11 protein-coding genes are annotated in these 16112 nt (G+C 39.5%); 9 read left to right on the top strand and 2 right to left on the bottom strand.

Features of this window, described 5'->3' with window-relative positions; genetic code table 11:
- Positions 1–111 precede the first annotated feature (111 nt).
- From ACNI3T_RS05175 to ACNI3T_RS05150, 6 genes are all read left to right on the top strand, one after another.
- Positions 112–843 carry a type III pantothenate kinase gene (locus ACNI3T_RS05175; protein ID WP_418226917.1) on the top strand — a complete coding sequence of 244 codons (732 nt, stop codon included), beginning with the start codon at positions 112–114 and terminating at the stop codon, positions 841–843.
- A complete protein-coding gene (locus tag ACNI3T_RS05170; RefSeq protein ID WP_418226916.1) occupies positions 840–2084 on the top strand; it encodes an outer membrane beta-barrel protein in 1245 nt (414 codons plus the stop codon). The genes ACNI3T_RS05175 and ACNI3T_RS05170 overlap by 4 nt, the downstream gene beginning before the upstream one ends.
- An 18-nt stretch (positions 2085–2102) precedes the next feature.
- Positions 2103–3470 (top strand): hypothetical protein, encoded by a 1368-nt coding sequence (locus ACNI3T_RS05165; RefSeq protein ID WP_322301853.1) that lies wholly within the window; start codon positions 2103–2105, stop codon positions 3468–3470.
- A gap of 1 nt (position 3471) precedes the next feature.
- Positions 3472–4044 (top strand): LPS export ABC transporter periplasmic protein LptC, encoded by a 573-nt coding sequence (gene lptC / locus ACNI3T_RS05160; RefSeq protein WP_418226915.1) that lies wholly within the window; start codon positions 3472–3474, stop codon positions 4042–4044.
- Between the two features lie 189 nt (positions 4045–4233).
- Positions 4234–5520: a hemolysin family protein gene (locus tag ACNI3T_RS05155; RefSeq protein ID WP_141876736.1), complete on the top strand. Its 1287-nt coding sequence runs from the start codon at positions 4234–4236 to the stop codon at positions 5518–5520.
- 94 nt (positions 5521–5614) lie between these two features.
- Positions 5615–7735 (top strand): peptidylprolyl isomerase, encoded by a 2121-nt coding sequence (locus ACNI3T_RS05150; protein ID WP_418226914.1) that lies wholly within the window; start codon positions 5615–5617, stop codon positions 7733–7735.
- Between the two features lie 51 nt (positions 7736–7786).
- Here the strand turns inward: ACNI3T_RS05150 and ACNI3T_RS05145 are convergent, their stop codons facing one another.
- Together ACNI3T_RS05145 and ACNI3T_RS05140 are read right to left on the bottom strand one after the other, a co-directional pair.
- A complete protein-coding gene (locus ACNI3T_RS05145; protein ID WP_418226913.1) occupies positions 7787–8710 on the bottom strand; it encodes a GYDIA family GHMP kinase in 924 nt (307 codons plus the stop codon).
- Complete coding sequence (locus tag ACNI3T_RS05140; RefSeq protein ID WP_418226912.1) at positions 8710–10026, bottom strand: hydroxymethylglutaryl-CoA reductase, degradative; 1317 nt, start codon at positions 10024–10026, stop codon at positions 8710–8712. Before ACNI3T_RS05140 ends, ACNI3T_RS05145 begins: the two co-directional genes overlap by 1 nt.
- Positions 10027–10205: 179 nt before the next feature.
- Here ACNI3T_RS05140 and ACNI3T_RS05135 point away from each other — a divergent pair, with 179 nt between their 5' ends.
- The 3 genes from ACNI3T_RS05135 to ACNI3T_RS05125 are packed head-to-tail and all read left to right on the top strand — an operon-like array spanning position 10206 to position 16097.
- A complete protein-coding gene (locus tag ACNI3T_RS05135; protein WP_418226911.1) occupies positions 10206–12377 on the top strand; it encodes a S9 family peptidase in 2172 nt (723 codons plus the stop codon).
- An 18-nt stretch (positions 12378–12395) separates the two neighbouring features.
- A complete protein-coding gene (locus ACNI3T_RS05130; RefSeq protein ID WP_418226910.1) occupies positions 12396–14297 on the top strand; it encodes a peptide MFS transporter in 1902 nt (633 codons plus the stop codon).
- Between the two features lie 12 nt (positions 14298–14309).
- Positions 14310–16097: a peptide MFS transporter gene (locus tag ACNI3T_RS05125; protein WP_418226909.1), complete on the top strand. Its 1788-nt coding sequence runs from the start codon at positions 14310–14312 to the stop codon at positions 16095–16097.
- The last annotated feature ends 15 nt before the right edge of the window (positions 16098–16112 follow it).

Raw genomic sequence — 16112 nt, 5'->3', positions numbered from 1 at the left:
AGGCACCAGTTGCTTGTTTAAGCGGTGGCAAATATAATTTCATTTTTAGGAACTGGCAAAGGAAATTTTAAAAAAATGCTTTTGTATTTTTGAAGTTGAACAAAATCAAGCATGAATTTAGTACTCGATGCCGGGAATACTTCAGTAAAAGCTGCTGTTTATCAAAACGATACACTTCAGGAGAAACTTGTATTTCCAAAAGAAAATTTTTTACAGGAATTGGAAAAAATTTTCAAACACTATCCGCAAATCACCCATTCGATACTTTCCGAAGTAATAAAAATTGATGCAAAGGTCATTTTCCAGCTGGAAAAGGCTACAAATTTTCTTCGATTAAGTATGGATACTCATATGCCCTTCGAAAATGAGTATCATACACCACACACTCTTGGATTGGATAGAGTTACATTGGTTGCAGCGGCTGTAGATCAATTTCCGAAGAAGAATGTGTTAATCATCGATGCCGGTACCTGTATCACATATGATCTAAAAACAGCTAAAGAAAAGTACCTTGGAGGAGCAATTTCTCCAGGATTGCAGATGAGATTTAAAAGTCTGCACAAGTTTACAGCAAATTTACCGTTAGTATCTGCGAAGCCGGATGTTGATCTTATTGGCAAAACGACCGAGAGCAGCATACAATCCGGAATTATTAACGGACTTAAAATGGAATTAAAAGGGGTTGTAGAAACCTATGCTTCTGAATTTGAAGATTTAACAGTAATATTTACAGGAGGGGACAGTCAACTTTTGTCTATACCAACTAAAAATAGCATATTTGCCAACTCAAATTTTTTGTTAGAAGGACTTAATTTCATTCTAGAATTTAACAAGACTCAATGATTAAACGATTTATAGTAATCGTAGCTTTATTTACAGGATTTATCGCTGAAGCTCAGGAAAATGTTTCTTCGCCTTATTCATATTACGGTATTGGTTTAACCAATTTCCAGGGGACTGTGGAAAACAGGTCAATGGGAGGTTTAAGCGTATTTATGGATAGTATCCACGTGAATTTGCAGAACCCTGCAAGTTATGGTCGATTAAAGCTTACAGATTACACTCTTGGTGCAAGTCACGATAGAGTAAAACTTGAAACTGATGGAGCCTCAGATAATTCGAAGATCTCATCTCTTGATTATTTAGCACTTGCATTTCCAATTAGTGATGAGATAGGTATAGGTCTTGGAGTGATGCCGTACACCTCTGTAGGATACAGGATTCTTGATGTGGAAGATGATGCTTCAAGTTTGCTTACTGGTAGAGGAGGTATGAACAGAGTGTTCCTGTCTGCTGGTTATGCAGTTAATGAGCACTTGAGTTTAGGTGTTGATGCAGACTATAACTTCGGAAACTTCCAGAATACGCAAAGTATCAATACTGAAGGTTTACAATATGGAACCAGCGATGTGAACAGATCAGACATTAAAGGTTTTGCTTTTAACTTTGGAGCCAATTACCAGCGTCCCATTTCAGAAAAGTTGAGTCTTCATATTTCCACTACATACGCGCCAGAAATGGATCTTGATTCTGAAAACTTCAGAACAATTTCTACTATAGATTTTGCTGGTGGAACAGGACGAACAATTGACCAGCGAGAACTTGACCTTAGTGAAACTCAATTCACATTTCCTTCAAAATACAGCCTTGGAGCCGGAATTGGTCAAACGAATAAATGGTTTGTTGGAGCTGAGTATTCCAATGTAGGTTCAAGTTCTTACCAGGATAGCTTTAGCTTCAGAAATGATGGAGGAGAGTATGAGGATGCGTCTCAATTTAGTCTGGGAGGATTCTATGTTCCAGATTATAATTCTTTTACAAGTTACCTGGAGAGAGTGGTTTACCGTGCTGGATTCAGGTATGACGAGACCGGTCTCATAGTCAATGGTGAATCTATCAATGAGTTTGGCATGTCTTTTGGGTTAGGATTACCGATTGGACAATTGTTCTCCAATGCAAACTTCGGAATCGAGCTTGGACAAAGAGGTACAAGAGATGCCGGACTAGTTCAGGAGAAGTTTTTAAGACTGTCTGTAGGACTCTCTTTAAACGACAAATGGTTCACAAAAAGAAAATTTGATTAACCACAATAAACTACAACGATGAAAAAGAATTTCTTAGCACTTTTGACGGTTGCCATGGTAGGAACTGGAGCTGTTAGTGCACAGGATTGTACAACTACCGCAGCTTTAGCTTATGATGCTGCTAAAGCAAAAAATTACGAAGCAGCTTATCCAAAACTTATGGAAGTGATGGAAGACTGTCCAAAATATAGTCTTGCAACTTACCAGTATTTGGAAAGAGCAATCGAATCCAAGATTGATAAAGCTGAAGAAGGTGATAAAGGCGAATTAGTAAAGGAATTAATCAAAGTATGGGAAACCAGACTTGAATTATATCCTGAAAAAACGAAAGCTGGAAAAGTATATTCAGATATCGCTCAGTTAAAATATGATAACAAACTAGGGGATAAAGAAGAACTTTACGTGGCTTACGACAAAGCCTGGGAAGAAGATGTAGAGAATTTCACCAGCCCTAAAGCATTATATGCATATTTTGACCTTGTAGTTGATATGCAGGATGCAGGAGATAGAAACCTTCAAGATGTTTTCGATCAGTATGATAAAGTATACGCTAAGATTGAGAAAGAAGAGAACGATGCTGCAGAGGCGCTGGCTCCACTTTTGAAAAAGCAGGAAGATGGTGAAGAGCTTACTGCCAAGGAAGAAAAGAAGATCAAGAATGCAGAGATCAACCTGAAAAACTACAGTATGGTTAGAAATGCATTGAACGGAAAATTAGGTGCAAGAGCAGATTGTAGTAACCTTATTCCACTATACAAGAAAGATTTCGAAGAAAAGCAGGGTGATGTGAAGTGGTTGCAGAATGCGAATGCTAGACTTTCTGCTAAGGATTGTACTGAAGATCCACTATTTATCCAGGTTTCTGAAGCTTTACACAAGTTAGAGCCTTCTGCGAAGTCTGCTTATTCTTTAGGTCAGTTAGCTGAAGCTAATGGAAATGCTTCAAAGGCTTTGGAGTATTACAACCAGGCAGCAGAGCTTGAAACTAATAAGTCTGATCAAGCGAAGATCTACTATAGAATCGCTGGTAACTATAAAGATAAAGGTCAGTATGGGCAGGCTAGAAACTTTTATAATAAAGCGATAGCAGCTAAGCCATCTCTTGGTAGCGCTTACTTACAGATCGCGAACATGTATGCTAAAAGTGCAAACAGCTGTGGTACAGATACATTCACTAAAAGAGCAGTATATTGGTTAGCAGCAGACTATGCTTCGAGAGCAGCGAGAGTTGATCCATCGATCGCATCTAACGCAAATCAGGCAGCAGCTTCTTATAAAGGTCTTGCTCCACAGAAGTCTGATATCTTCCAGTCTAAATACAAGCCTGGACAATCAATCACTTTTGGATGTTGGATTGGTACATCGGTAAAAGTGCCGAATCTATAAGATGAAGCTAACATATAGCAATATAATTTCAGGCATTGTCACGCTCTTAGGCGTGACAATGCTTTTTTCATGCGAAGGTAATCTTCGTGAGGTACGTGCGTTTAGCATGGAAGAAGATGCACCGCAGGCTACAGCCGAGGGTATCAATTTGAAGTTCACAGATTCCGGCAGACTGGTTGCGACCTTAAAAAGTCCGCGCATGCTGGATTTCACAAATAAAAGTTTTCCTTACCGTGAATTTCCTGATGGAGTGGAAGTAGAGTTCTTTGATGAGAAGGATGAAAAAAATAACGTGGTGGCAGATTACGGGATCGTTTATGAGGATACGAAACTAATCGATCTTCAGGGAAATGTGGTTATAATTACTGCCGATAGTACTAAGCTGGAAGCTAGTCAGCTATTCTGGGATCAGGACAGAAGCTGGGTTTTTACAGACAAACCAAACAAGATTAGATTCCCTGATGGTTCATATACTGAAGATCTCGGTTTTGATTCTAATCAGGATTTCAGTAATTTTCGTTCTAGAACCAATACTGGAATTCAAATTGTAGAAGAAGAAAAAGAAGATGAGTAAGTTTTTCAAATATTTTGAATATGCATATTTGCTGTTCGCTGCATTCTTTCTTTTTGAAGCAGTACGCATCTGGAATGACCAACGTCAAAGGGCTTATGTATTTCTGTTCTTTGTGGCTATTGCAATATTCATGTTCTTCTTCAAACGGCGATTTAGGCGTCGCTACGAAGAGCGTAATAAGTAGCCTGAATGGAGGTTGAAATACTAATCATAGTTTGCTCTTTAATTCTTTCTGCGTTTTTCTCAGGAATGGAAATCGCTTATGTTTCCTCCAATAAGATCTTTATAGAGATAGAAAAGCGTCAGAATGATTTTCTGGCGACCGTTTTAAAACGTCTTACCAAGAAACCTTCAAAATTCATAGCTACCATGCTTGTTGGAAACAATATAGCTTTGGTTGTTTATGGTTTTTTTATGGGTGACCTTTTGATGTACTGGCTTAGCGGTCTCGATCCGCAAAACAGTATCATAAATTATATTGTAGTAGATCTAAGTCTGCTTACTCAAACTGTTATTTCTACACTGGTAATTTTGCTGACTGCGGAATTTCTTCCGAAGGTATTTTTCCAGATCTACGCGAACAGCATGTTGAAATTGTTCGCAGTTCCTGCCTATATTTTCTACCTGCTATTCAGTTTTGTGTCCTCTTTTGTCATCTGGATCTCAGATATTATTCTGAAGAGGTTTTTCAAAACTGATGGAGATGAAGTTCAATTAGCCTTCAGTAAAGTAGAATTAGGCAACTTCATTAGTGAGCAAATGGAAACAGTTGAAGAGCACGAAGATGTAGATAGTGAAATACAGATCTTTCAGAATGCCCTTTCATTCTCAGATATCAAAGCCAGGGAGGTGATGATCCCAAGAACCGAGATCATAGCCGTGGATCAAAACCAGGCGCCAAGTGATCTTGTGCAAACCTTTACTGAAACCGGACTTTCGAAATTGTTGGTTTATAATGATACCATAGATGACATTATTGGCTATGTTCATTCCTTCGAATTATTTAAAAGACCTCGATCTATAAAATCCATATTACTTCCGGTGATCTTTGTTCCCGAAACCATGTGGATCAAGGATGTTCTGAATATTCTTATCAAAAAAAGAAAGAGTATTGCAGTGGTAATCGATGAGTATGGTGGAACAAGTGGTATGATGACCGTGGAAGATATTGTGGAAGAGCTTTTTGGAGAGATTGAAGATGAACATGATTCAGCAGTCCTGATTGAAGAGAAGCTGGGTGACGATCATTACAAATTTTCAGCAAGGCTGGAAGTGGATTACTTAAATGAGAATTACAGGACTGAAATTCCGGAGGGTGAAAACTACGAGACCCTGAGCGGATTTATAGTAAATCATACCGAAGAAATTCCGCAGCAGGGAGAGGTTATTAAGATCGAGGATTTCGAGATCAAAATCCTGGAAACTTCCAACACCAAAATCGAATTGGTTGAGCTGAAAATCAATCCGGAAGACTAAATATCGAAAGTTAAGAATTTGCTAATTTTAAATTTTATTATTAGCCTAAAAACCTTATTTTCGCCCCCTATATTTTGACAAATTTTATATTCAAATGGCAGTATTAAACAAAATCAGACAGCGGTCTGTTTTCTTGATTATTATCATTGCACTGGCTCTTTTCTCTTTTGTATTGGCCGATGTGATTAGAAATGGAGGCTTTAGTGGCCAGGATTCTCAAAATGTTATCGCTACCGTGAATGGGAACGATGTAGATAGAGAGGAATTCGCCCGTGAAGTTGAGGCTTTCGAAAGAAATATGGGTAATAATATTAGTACTACTCAGGCTGTAAACCGTATCTGGGACCAGAAATTACGCCAGGTGATTCTTGAAGAAGAAGTTGAAAAGCTTGGACTCAGAGCTGGAGAGGATCAGGTTACTGAACTTGTGCGTACTCAAATGGCTGGAAATCCAAACTTCTCTAATGAAGCTGGGATGTTTGACGAAAACAGATTGAGAGAGTATGTTGCTAATTTGAAAGAAACCTCTCCAGAAGCTTATGCTCAATGGCAGCAGTTTACTTCCAATCTTGCACAAACTGCCAAAATGAATGCTTACTACAATATGGTAAGTGCTGGTGTTGGGGCTACTTTACTGGAAGGTGAGCAGGCTTACAAGATGCAGAACGATAATATCAATATGAAATTCGTTCAGATTCCTTATTCTTCAATTCCAGATAGCGAAGTTGAAGTTTCTAAATCTGATATCAAGAATTATATCGAGAATCATGCCTCAAGGTTCGAATCTGATGCTTCCAGAAGCATGCAATATGTGATCTTTGAAGAAGCTGCTTCTACAGATGATGAATCTGAAGCTAAAGAAGCACTATCTAAATTGAGAAGCCAAAGAGTTGAATATAATGCTGCGGTTGGTGCAAATGACACACTTCCTGGTTTTGACAGCACAGATAACTATGCAGATTTTATAGCCAACAATTCAGATCTTCCTTACCAGAACATTTTTAGATTTAGAAATGATCTGAAAGGTGAAAATGCTGAGCAGATCTTCAATCTTAATGAAGGTGAATCTTTTGGTCCTTATAAAGAAAACGGATTCTGGAAACTTAGTAAAGTTGTTGAGACTAAGAATATTCCAGATTCAGTAAAGGCAAGTCATATTCTTATTAGCTACACTGGATCTCAGTTGGGAGCTGCCGGGAATAGAACCAAAGCTGAAGCTGAAGCTTTAGCTGATAGTCTTGCTGGAGTTGTAAGATCAGATTCTGATAAATTCGCAGCGCTTGCTTCTGAATTTTCTGCGGATACTTCAAACAAAGAACAGGCTGGAGATCTTGGATATTTTGTTCCTGGAATGATGATCCCAGCATTTGAAAACTACGTATTTGATAATAAAACCGGAGATATAGGTGTTGTGGAGACACCTCTTGGGTTCCACGTAATCTCTATAGATGATCAAACTGAAGCTGCTAAAGCGGTAAAGGTAGCAACGATCGCAAGAGAGATCCAGGCTTCAGAGAAAACAATGAACGAACAGTTTAACGAAGTAACGAAGTTTGAGATCGCTGCTGCTGAAGGTGACTTTAGCAAAGTGGCAAAAGAAAGCAACTACGAAGTGCGTACGGTAAAAGATGTTAAAGCACTTGACGAAAATATTCCTGGTGCTGGTGCTCAAAGAAGAGTGATCCAATGGGCTTTTGAAGATGACGCTAAAGTTGGAGATGTAAGAAGATTTGACACTAACAATGGGTACGTAGTAGCACAACTAACAGCTAAGCAGGATAAGGGCTTGATGAGCGTAGAAGAAGCTTCAGCTGAAGTCACTCCAATTTTGATTAAGCAAAAGAAAGCGGAACTTATTAAGGAAAGACTTAAAGGAAACTCTCTACAGGAAATCGCCGGAAATCAAGGTGTAAGTGTTCAGACTGCAGATGCGGTAAATCTTAACAATCCTACTCTGGCAGGAGCAGGTGAAGAGCCGGAAGTAGTTGGAACTGTTTTTTCTCTTGAAAAAGGAGAGATGAGCGAACCGATCGCAGGAGAAAAAGGTGTTTATATAGCTGAACTTGTAAGTAAGTTTGAAGCTCCAAAGATGGAATCTTATAAAGCTTTCGCAAACCAGGAAAGTGCTTCCAGAAGAGCTCAGGCAACTACAAGAGTATTTGAAGCTTTAAAGAAAAAAGCAGATATTCAGGATAACAGAGCTAAGTTCTACTAAGACCTAGCGATTATACTCATAAAAAATCCTCATCGAACGATGAGGATTTTTTTATTTGATCATTTCAGAATAACTGAGAATATCATGATAGCCCTTATTTCTGAAGTAACTTTTGGAAGCTTCTTTCCCGGTGGCAAGCATGAAATCCCCTCCCCAGCCGCCAAGACTTTTTATGAGTCCGTCATAATCTGGAAATAATTGATCCTGGATTCTCGGACTATTGATTGCTTTAGATATAAGGATCTCGTGAGCTTTTAGAAGCATTTTAAACTCCATTAAATGCTCACACTGCAATATCTGTTCGGTGATACCAGAGATCTTCTCAATAAGCTGTGATCTGTTCGTCTGGCTTTGTTTACGATAATGTGCTATGGCCTCGCGACTGTTCTGCTTCCGATTTAGATAGACGAAGAACAGTTCCTCCTTAAATGCAGGATCAAAATCTACCGTGAAAACTGAAGCTACTTCGTTTTTGCGTTGAAAGCTGATGGGGTGGTCGTGCCTTGCTGCAGCAATATCGTAACCACTGCCACCAAAAGTTTCAGCCAGAAGTTGATAAGGATCGATTTCAAGCCAGTTGGCGAGATTATTAATTAGCGTGGAGGAAGTTCCAAGTCCCCATTTTCTATTAAAATCCTGATATGTTTTAATGTCATATCCAGACTTAAACTTCTCTGGTTTTAAAGAATAACAGTATTTCAGGATTTGTTTTAAACGCTTAGCGATCTGTTGTTGCTCCGGGTTCTCTAGAGAGGATGCTTCGGTTAAGAACTGACCTTCATTTATCTGAAAATCGGCTTTGAACCAGGTTTTGTTATTTTCATCAATACTCTCCCAGGAAATGACTGCAGATTCATTTGCCTCAATTTCCAACGACTGACCCTTCTTTGTGGGTAAGGCTAAAGATTTAGCGCCATCCAAAATGGCATATTCTCCGGTTAGCAATAATTTACCGTTGCTGTGATATTTCTGCATTAGCTTCTTATTCTTTCAAGTTGTTCGATCACTCCGCTGTGTGTAATAGTGTTTTTGGTGAAGTAGGTGATCAATTGTTGTTTCTCGTCTTCGGTAGCCTGTTGCTGGTTGAGAATGTTCATCAAGTGCATTTTCATGTGTCCTTGTTGTATTCCCGTAGTAGTAAGTGATTTTACAGCAGCAAAATTCTGGGCTAACCCGGCAACGGCGGTGATTTTCATTAGCTCTTCCGCAGAAGGATCCTGTAGTATATTTAGTGCAAGTTTTACTAATGGATGCAGTGAGGTAAGGCCTCCAACTGTTCCCAATGCAAGCGGAATTTCCATCCAGAAATGGAAAATGCCCTCTTCGACCTTAGCGTGAGTCAGGCTTGTGTATTTTCCATTTCTGGAAGCATACGCATGAATTCCGGCTTCAACAGCACGAAAATCATTTCCGGTAGCCAGTACAACTGCGTCAATACCGTTCATAATCCCTTTGTTATGGGTAACTGCCCGATAAGGCTCGATTTCTGCAATTTTAATAGCTTGAATAAACTTTTCGGCGAAATCTTCTCCCTGTATTTCAGGATTGTCTGATAGTTGATCTACAGGACAGGAAACTTCTGCTCTAACAATACACTCAGGAACATAATTCGAAAGAATGCTCATAACAATTTCCAGCTGCTTTTCTTCTTCTGAAAAATAATCGGTCTCTCTGGCCTGTTTGCGCAGCACTTCTGCAAATTTCTCCAGGCAGGAATTAATGAAATTCGCACCCATAGAATCACGCGTATCGAATTTTACAAATAGCTGATAGTAATTATCAAGGTCTGAAGTTTTATCTATTAATTCAAGATCCAGAATACCACCACCACGTTTTTCCATATTCCTGGTGATTGGAGCTACTGCGTCGATCATTTTTTGACGGTTTTCTTCAAAAAATTGATGCAGATGTTCCTTCCTGCCCTTGAACATAAAATGTACCTGACCAATTTTGGTCATATTGATAACTTCAGCTTTAAAGCCTCCGCGTTCTCCCCAGAATTTAGCAGCCTTGCTCGCTGCAGCAACTACCGAGCTTTCTTCAATAGCCATTGGAATAGCATAAAGACGATCATTGATCTTGAAATTGGGTGCGATCCCAAATGGAAGATAATAGTTGGAGATCGTATTCTCTATAAATTCGTCATGAAGCTTTTGAAGACTTTCATCTGTATTCCAGTAGTTCTGGAGAATGGCTACAGCTTCAGGAGTTTTTGAGAGATAGTTTTCAGCTAGCCATTCGATCTTTTGTTGCTTACTGAGTTTGGAAAATCCGTTAACGGGTTTGGTCATCTTAGTAGTTTTCAGGAGCACAAAGATACGAAGCTAGATTAAGACCTGTACAAGACTGTTTTTGATCATTCACTTTGCGTGATTTCTTTAACACTTACTTAGTAATTTACAAGAATCGATAGTCATTTTTTGGTTAAATTTTAGTAAACTTGGCCTGCATTAAATATTCTACAAATTTTATGAAATTCCCCTATACTTTTGTTGCCTTTCTACTCATGGCGACTTCAGTGCTATCTGCACAAAAAAAAGAAGTTAGTCTTGAAGAGATCTGGAGTGGTAGCTTTCGCCAGGAAAGACTTCAGTCCCTACAATCTTTGAATAATGGTGAGGAATATGTGGTGATGAATCGCGATCGCGAAACCGGTACGGTGAGCATCGATATCTACAGCTATAAAACTGGTAAAAAGACCCGTACACTTCTCAACAGTAAAGATCTTACCGAGATCAAAAGTTTTCAAAGTTTCAAATTCAGCGAAGACGAGAGCAAAATTTTACTTTCTACTGAAATTGAGCCTATTTACAGGCGTTCTTCCAGAGAAGTTGTACATATCTACGATGTAGCTTCTAAGAAACTTACGAAAGTTAGCGATGACAAAATTCAGGAGGCTTCTTTTTCTCCAGATAATTCCAAGCTTGCTTATGTTTTTGAAAACAACATTTATATTCTGGATCTTAAGTCTATGGAACGCACGCAGGTGACCATGGATGGGGAGATCAATAGTGTCATTAATGGGATAACAGACTGGGTTTATGAAGAAGAATTTTCTTTTGTAAAAGCTTTTGCATGGAATCCAACCGGTGAAAAGATCGCTTACTTAAGGTTTGATGAATCTGCAGTTCCGGAATTCTCTATGGATCTCTTCGGAAAAGACCTTTACCCAACACAACAGGTTTTTAAATATCCAAAGGCGGGTGAGTCTAATTCAGAAGTTAGTCTGCATATGTACGATGTAGAAGCGAACTCTTCCGAAGAAATTAAACTGGGAGATTATGCCGACTTCTATATCCCAAGAATTAAATGGTCTTCAAAAGATATGCTGCTAAGCGTTCAGGTTTTGAACAGGCACCAGAATAATCTTGACCTTATTTTCGTGAATGCTGAAAATAATGAAGCCAGTGTTGTCTTGAATGAAGCTGACAAGGCTTATGTTGATATTACCGATAATCTAACTTTTCTTGAAGACAATAGCTTTATCTGGACCAGCGAAAAAGATGGCTGGAATCATATTTACCACTATGCTGAAGATGGGAAGCTGATCAACCAGATTACTTCAGGGCAATGGGAAGTGACCAACTATTACGGCTATGATAAGAAAGCTAAACGCATCTATTTTCAAAGTACTGAAAATGGAAGTGTGAATCGTGATGTATATGCTATTAAGCCGAACGGTAAATCTAAAACCAGGCTAACAGAAAAGGATGGTACGAATTCTGCCGATTTCAGTGCAGATTACACCTATTTCATCAACACATTTACGAATGTAAATACTCCGCCGGTTTATACTTTGCACAAAGCAAAGGATGGTAAGCAGGTGCGTGAGATCCTGAATAATAATGAGCTTCTAAAAAATAATGAAGCTTACCAATTTTCTCCAAAAGAACTTTCCAGTATTGAAGTAAACGGCAACGAACTGAATATGTGGACTATTAAACCGGCGAACTTTGATGAAAATAAGGAGTACCCGGTATTGATGTTTCAGTATTCAGGACCCGGTTCACAGTCGGTTTCTAATTCATATTTTGGAAGTAATGATTACTGGTATCAATTATTGGCAAACAAAGGTTATATGATCGTTTGTATTGATGGTAGAGGAACTGGATTTAAAGGCGCCGACTTCAAAAAAGTGACTTACCAGGAACTTGGAAAATTTGAAGTAGAGGATCAAATCGCAGCAGCGAAACAATTAGCTGAAAAAAGTTATGTGGATGCAGATCGTATTGGAATCTGGGGTTGGTCTTATGGCGGCTTTATGTCTACCAATGCAATCCTGAAAGGAAACGATGTATTTTCTATGGCGATTGCTGTGGCTCCGGTTACAAGCTGGAGATTTTACGATACTGTTTATACTGAAAGATACATGCGTACTCCGCAGGAAAATGCATCTGGATATGATGAGAATTCCCCGCTAAGTCATGCAGAAAAGCTCGAAGGTGACTACCTGCTTATTCACGGTGGCGGAGATGACAATGTACATGTGCAAAACTCCATGCGCATGGTGGAAGAACTGGTGCAGGCAAATAAACAATTTGACTGGGCGATCTACCCGGATAGAAATCATGGAATTTACGGTGGGAACACTAGGCTTCATCTTTACCAGATGATGACAGACTTTATACTCGAAAAACTTTAATCTAATACTCTCATATTAATGGCAACTCAAGACGTACGCGCTAATCAAAAGGAATTATTTGGCCACCCGGTTGGTCTCTATATTTTATTCTTCACTGAAATGTGGGAGCGTTTTTCCTATTACGGAATGCGTGCTATTCTGGTACTTTATCTTGTAAGTGCTACTACAGGAGGAAATGCAGGTTTAGGCTGGACAGGTGGAGAAGCCATCGCGCTTTATGGCTGGTACACCATGCTGGTATATGTAGCATCCATTCCCGGTGGTATCATTGCAGATAAGCTATTAGGACAGAAGAAAACCGTGCTGGTGGGAGGTATTGTGCTGGTGGTAGGACATGGTATTCTTGCAGTGGAAGAAATGTGGGCTTTTTACTCAGGTCTTGCTTTGATCATCGCCGGAGTTGGAATGCTAAAACCGAATATTTCTACAATGGTTGGTGGACTTTATAAGGAAGGTGATATTAGAAGAGATAAAGGTTTTACCATATTTTATATCGGGATCAATCTTGGAGCTTTTCTTTCCAGTTTGATCGTAGGATATGTTGGAGAAGAAATAGGATGGCACTGGGGATTTGGTCTTGCGGGAATCGCGATGGCTTTAGGGCTTCTGGTTTATCTATGGGGACAGAAATATCTTGTAAATGTTGGTAACCTACTTTCTAAAGCTGAACGTAGTGAAGGAGCTTCTCTTGGGAACATGTTCAGTAAATTGCTGAAATCACCATTACAACTGGGAATTACAGCTGTATTAATGGCAGGATCTGTATACTACCTGATCTTTGAATCCTTGCCTTACGGTTTACTTTATATCTTCCTAACCCTGGTTACCGCCTTAATGCTGATGGTCTACAAAGACCTTACTACCCAAATAATGAAGGATCGATACGTAGTAATGATCTTATCCTTTCTACTTGTGGTGGTATTCTGGGGAGCTTTCGAACAGGCCGGTGGATTAATGAATATTTATGCCTTAGATAAAACTGATAGATCGATCCCATTCGATTTACCTTTAATTGGTAGCGAAGTCCCAGCGACATGGTTCCAGTCATTAAATGCCATGTTCATTATCATATTTGGAGTGGTCATCGCAAACTTCTGGGCTAAGAGAAAACTTAAGAATAAAGAGGCATCATCTATTTTCAAAATGGCGACCGGTGTGATCATTATGGGTCTTGGATTCATCTTTATGGCTATGGCTGCGAAAAGCTATACTCCTTACGATGAAAAGGCTGCAATGTACTGGTTGGTTCTTGCTTATTTACTGCATACTATTGGGGAGCTTTGTTCTTCACCAGTTGCGCTTTCATTCATTACTAAACTTGCTCCGGTCAAATATGCTTCCCTTATGATGGGTGTTTATTTTGCAGCGACAGGTCTGGGGAATAAAGTTGCTGGTGTGATTGGAGAATTTTCACAGGGAGAGCCTATGGTGGTAAATCTTAATGCTACTGGTTCACAGATGACGCAGAATCTTCAGATCAATGATTCTGTAGTGGACCAACAACAGGATTTCCGACTTGCAGGAAATGTGTATGAAGAAAATGGGGAATTGAAACTTACCACGCGGGAAGGGAATGAGCCAATACTTGATTTCATTCAGTTTAAGGATAGTGAAAGAAGCAACGAAGTAATTGAAACCTTACAGGAGGAAAATGTAACTGCTGAAGATCCTTATCACGTATTAATAGATTTCAAACAAGGTGATGAGAAAAAAGGATGGAGTGGAAACTTCATAGTGGAAGAAATTCAAACCGATATGGAATACAAAACCTTCTGGGGTATTACCATATTTACGGCGATCTTCGGTTTACTTGTGATTCTATTATTGAAACCATTGAAAAGACTTACTCATGGAGTTGAGGATAATGAAGCTGAACTACCACAGCAGGAGAATTTTGAACTTGGTGATACGCAGTCTTAATATCATTTTAATATGGCAGCCAGCGGAGAAGTTAATGTAGAAAATGACTTTTTTAAAAGTAAAGTTCTAGGCCATCCTGCGGGACTTTTTGTCCTCTTCTTTACCGAAATGTGGGAACGCTTTTCGTTCTACGGAATGCGGGTACTTTTGGTGAATTTCCTAACGATGGCTATCGTAGGAGTAGATAACCCAGGTTGGGGATGGACTGCAGAAAATGCCGGAGCTCTCTTCGGAACTTATGCAGGACTGCTTTATTTAACTCCAATTCTGGGCGGACTCATCGCAGATAAATTTACTGGCTACCGTTGGGCAGTAATCATTGGTGCAGCAATAATGACCCTTGGTCATGCATCCATGGCGCTGGAAACTGAAACATCCCTTTACCTGGGACTCGGTTTACTGGTGATTGGAACTGGTTTCTTTAAACCGAATATCACCTCCATCATTTCTGAAATGTATGAGGGCAAACCTGATAAAAAAGATGGTGCATACACTATCTTTTATATGGGCGTAAATGCCGGAGCATTTTTTGGAATGATGCTTTGTGGATATCTTGCTGAAAAAATAGGATGGAGCTGGGGATTTGGGCTTGCCGGAATCTTTATGCTTCTAGGAACTTTACAATTCTGGCTTGCTAAACCTCTATTTGGGAAAATAGGTGGAGTGCCAGACAAGGAGTTGGAGGCAAAACACCTGCGAGAAGAAGAAAGCAAAGGAGTTAGTCATAAACCTAATCCATTTACATTACTCGATAAAATTCTTGTATTCGCATCTGCCACCATAGGATTGCTATATCTTATTAACGATCCAGTTTCGAGAATCGGTGATCTAAACTTACTTCCAGTCGTGATGCCTTTTGATCTTGGAGGTGAACCATTTTCAGGGCCAATTGGAATGGCATTGATCGGTCTCGTATTATTCCTGGTGCTGGTTATTTCAAGAATTTCTCGTTATGCGCCGATTGTTAGGGACAGATTGATCGCAGTGATCATCTTTGCCGTGTTTACCGTGTTTTTCTTCCTGGCATTTGAACAGGGAGCCTCATCACTTATCATCTTTGCAAGAGATAATGTAGACAGGGTACTTACGGGGAACTCAGCAATGATCTTTAATGTTATTAATGCACTGCTCACTGTAGTTCCGCTGGCAATCATTACCTGGGTACTTTATCTTTTATGGAAACAGACTTTTTCAAAAATACCCGGTTCTAATATCATCCTGGGAATATGCTTTGCGGGGATCTGGGCTCTGGTGATCTGGATGTTAGTGCGTGAATTTTCAGCAACAACGACCGAGATCACCGTATCATGGTTTAGTATTTTGAACTCCTTCTTTATAATAGTATTTGCCTCTTTCTTCTCCAAATGGTGGGAAAGTAAATACAATCCTTCTGCGGCTTACAAATACTGCTTTGGCCTTGTACTTCTTGGACTCGGTTTTGGGTTATTAGCTCTTGGGTCAAGCGGACTGGCTGAAGGAGCGAAAGTGAGCATGATCTGGCTTATTCTGGCTTACTTATTACATACACTGGGTGAATTATGTCTATCGCCGCTTGGACTATCTTATGTAAGTAAACTGGTGCCAGCAAGAATGATCGCCTTTATGTTTGGAATGTGGTACCTGGCAATAGCTATTGGAAACAAACTTGCCGGATCACTTGGAGGTATGATCGAATCTGTTACAGAACAATATGATCTTTCTACTTTCTTTTTAATATTTACAATAGTTCCTATCGCCGGTGGATTGCTAGTAGCGTTGCTGAATCCATTGCTGAAGAAATTAATGCACGGGATCAAATAATTAAAGCTTTATCAA

The sequence above is a fragment of the Christiangramia qingdaonensis genome (assembly GCF_048381525.1).
Taxonomy (GTDB): domain Bacteria; phylum Bacteroidota; class Bacteroidia; order Flavobacteriales; family Flavobacteriaceae; genus Christiangramia.
The sequence above is the reverse complement of the archived record's forward strand: the minus strand, read 5'-3'. Positions and strand labels throughout refer to the sequence as shown.

Bases quoted from the DNA above. Each gene is read 5' to 3' on its own strand.
- ACNI3T_RS05175 (WP_418226917.1), top strand. From the start codon at position 112: ATGAATTTAGTACTCGATGCCGGGAATACTTCAGTAAAAGCTGCTGTT.
- ACNI3T_RS05170 (WP_418226916.1), top strand. From the start codon at position 840: ATGATTAAACGATTTATAGTAATCGTAGCTTTATTTACAGGATTTATC.
- ACNI3T_RS05165 (WP_322301853.1), top strand. From the start codon at position 2,103: ATGAAAAAGAATTTCTTAGCACTTTTGACGGTTGCCATGGTAGGAACT.
- lptC (WP_418226915.1), top strand. From the start codon at position 3,472: ATGAAGCTAACATATAGCAATATAATTTCAGGCATTGTCACGCTCTTA.
- ACNI3T_RS05155 (WP_141876736.1), top strand. From the start codon at position 4,234: ATGGAGGTTGAAATACTAATCATAGTTTGCTCTTTAATTCTTTCTGCG.
- ACNI3T_RS05150 (WP_418226914.1), top strand. From the start codon at position 5,615: ATGGCAGTATTAAACAAAATCAGACAGCGGTCTGTTTTCTTGATTATT.
- ACNI3T_RS05145 (WP_418226913.1), bottom strand. From the start codon at position 8,710: ATGCAGAAATATCACAGCAACGGTAAATTATTGCTAACCGGAGAATAT.
- ACNI3T_RS05140 (WP_418226912.1), bottom strand. From the start codon at position 10,026: ATGACCAAACCCGTTAACGGATTTTCCAAACTCAGTAAGCAACAAAAG.
- ACNI3T_RS05135 (WP_418226911.1), top strand. From the start codon at position 10,206: ATGAAATTCCCCTATACTTTTGTTGCCTTTCTACTCATGGCGACTTCA.
- ACNI3T_RS05130 (WP_418226910.1), top strand. From the start codon at position 12,396: ATGGCAACTCAAGACGTACGCGCTAATCAAAAGGAATTATTTGGCCAC.
- ACNI3T_RS05125 (WP_418226909.1), top strand. From the start codon at position 14,310: ATGGCAGCCAGCGGAGAAGTTAATGTAGAAAATGACTTTTTTAAAAGT.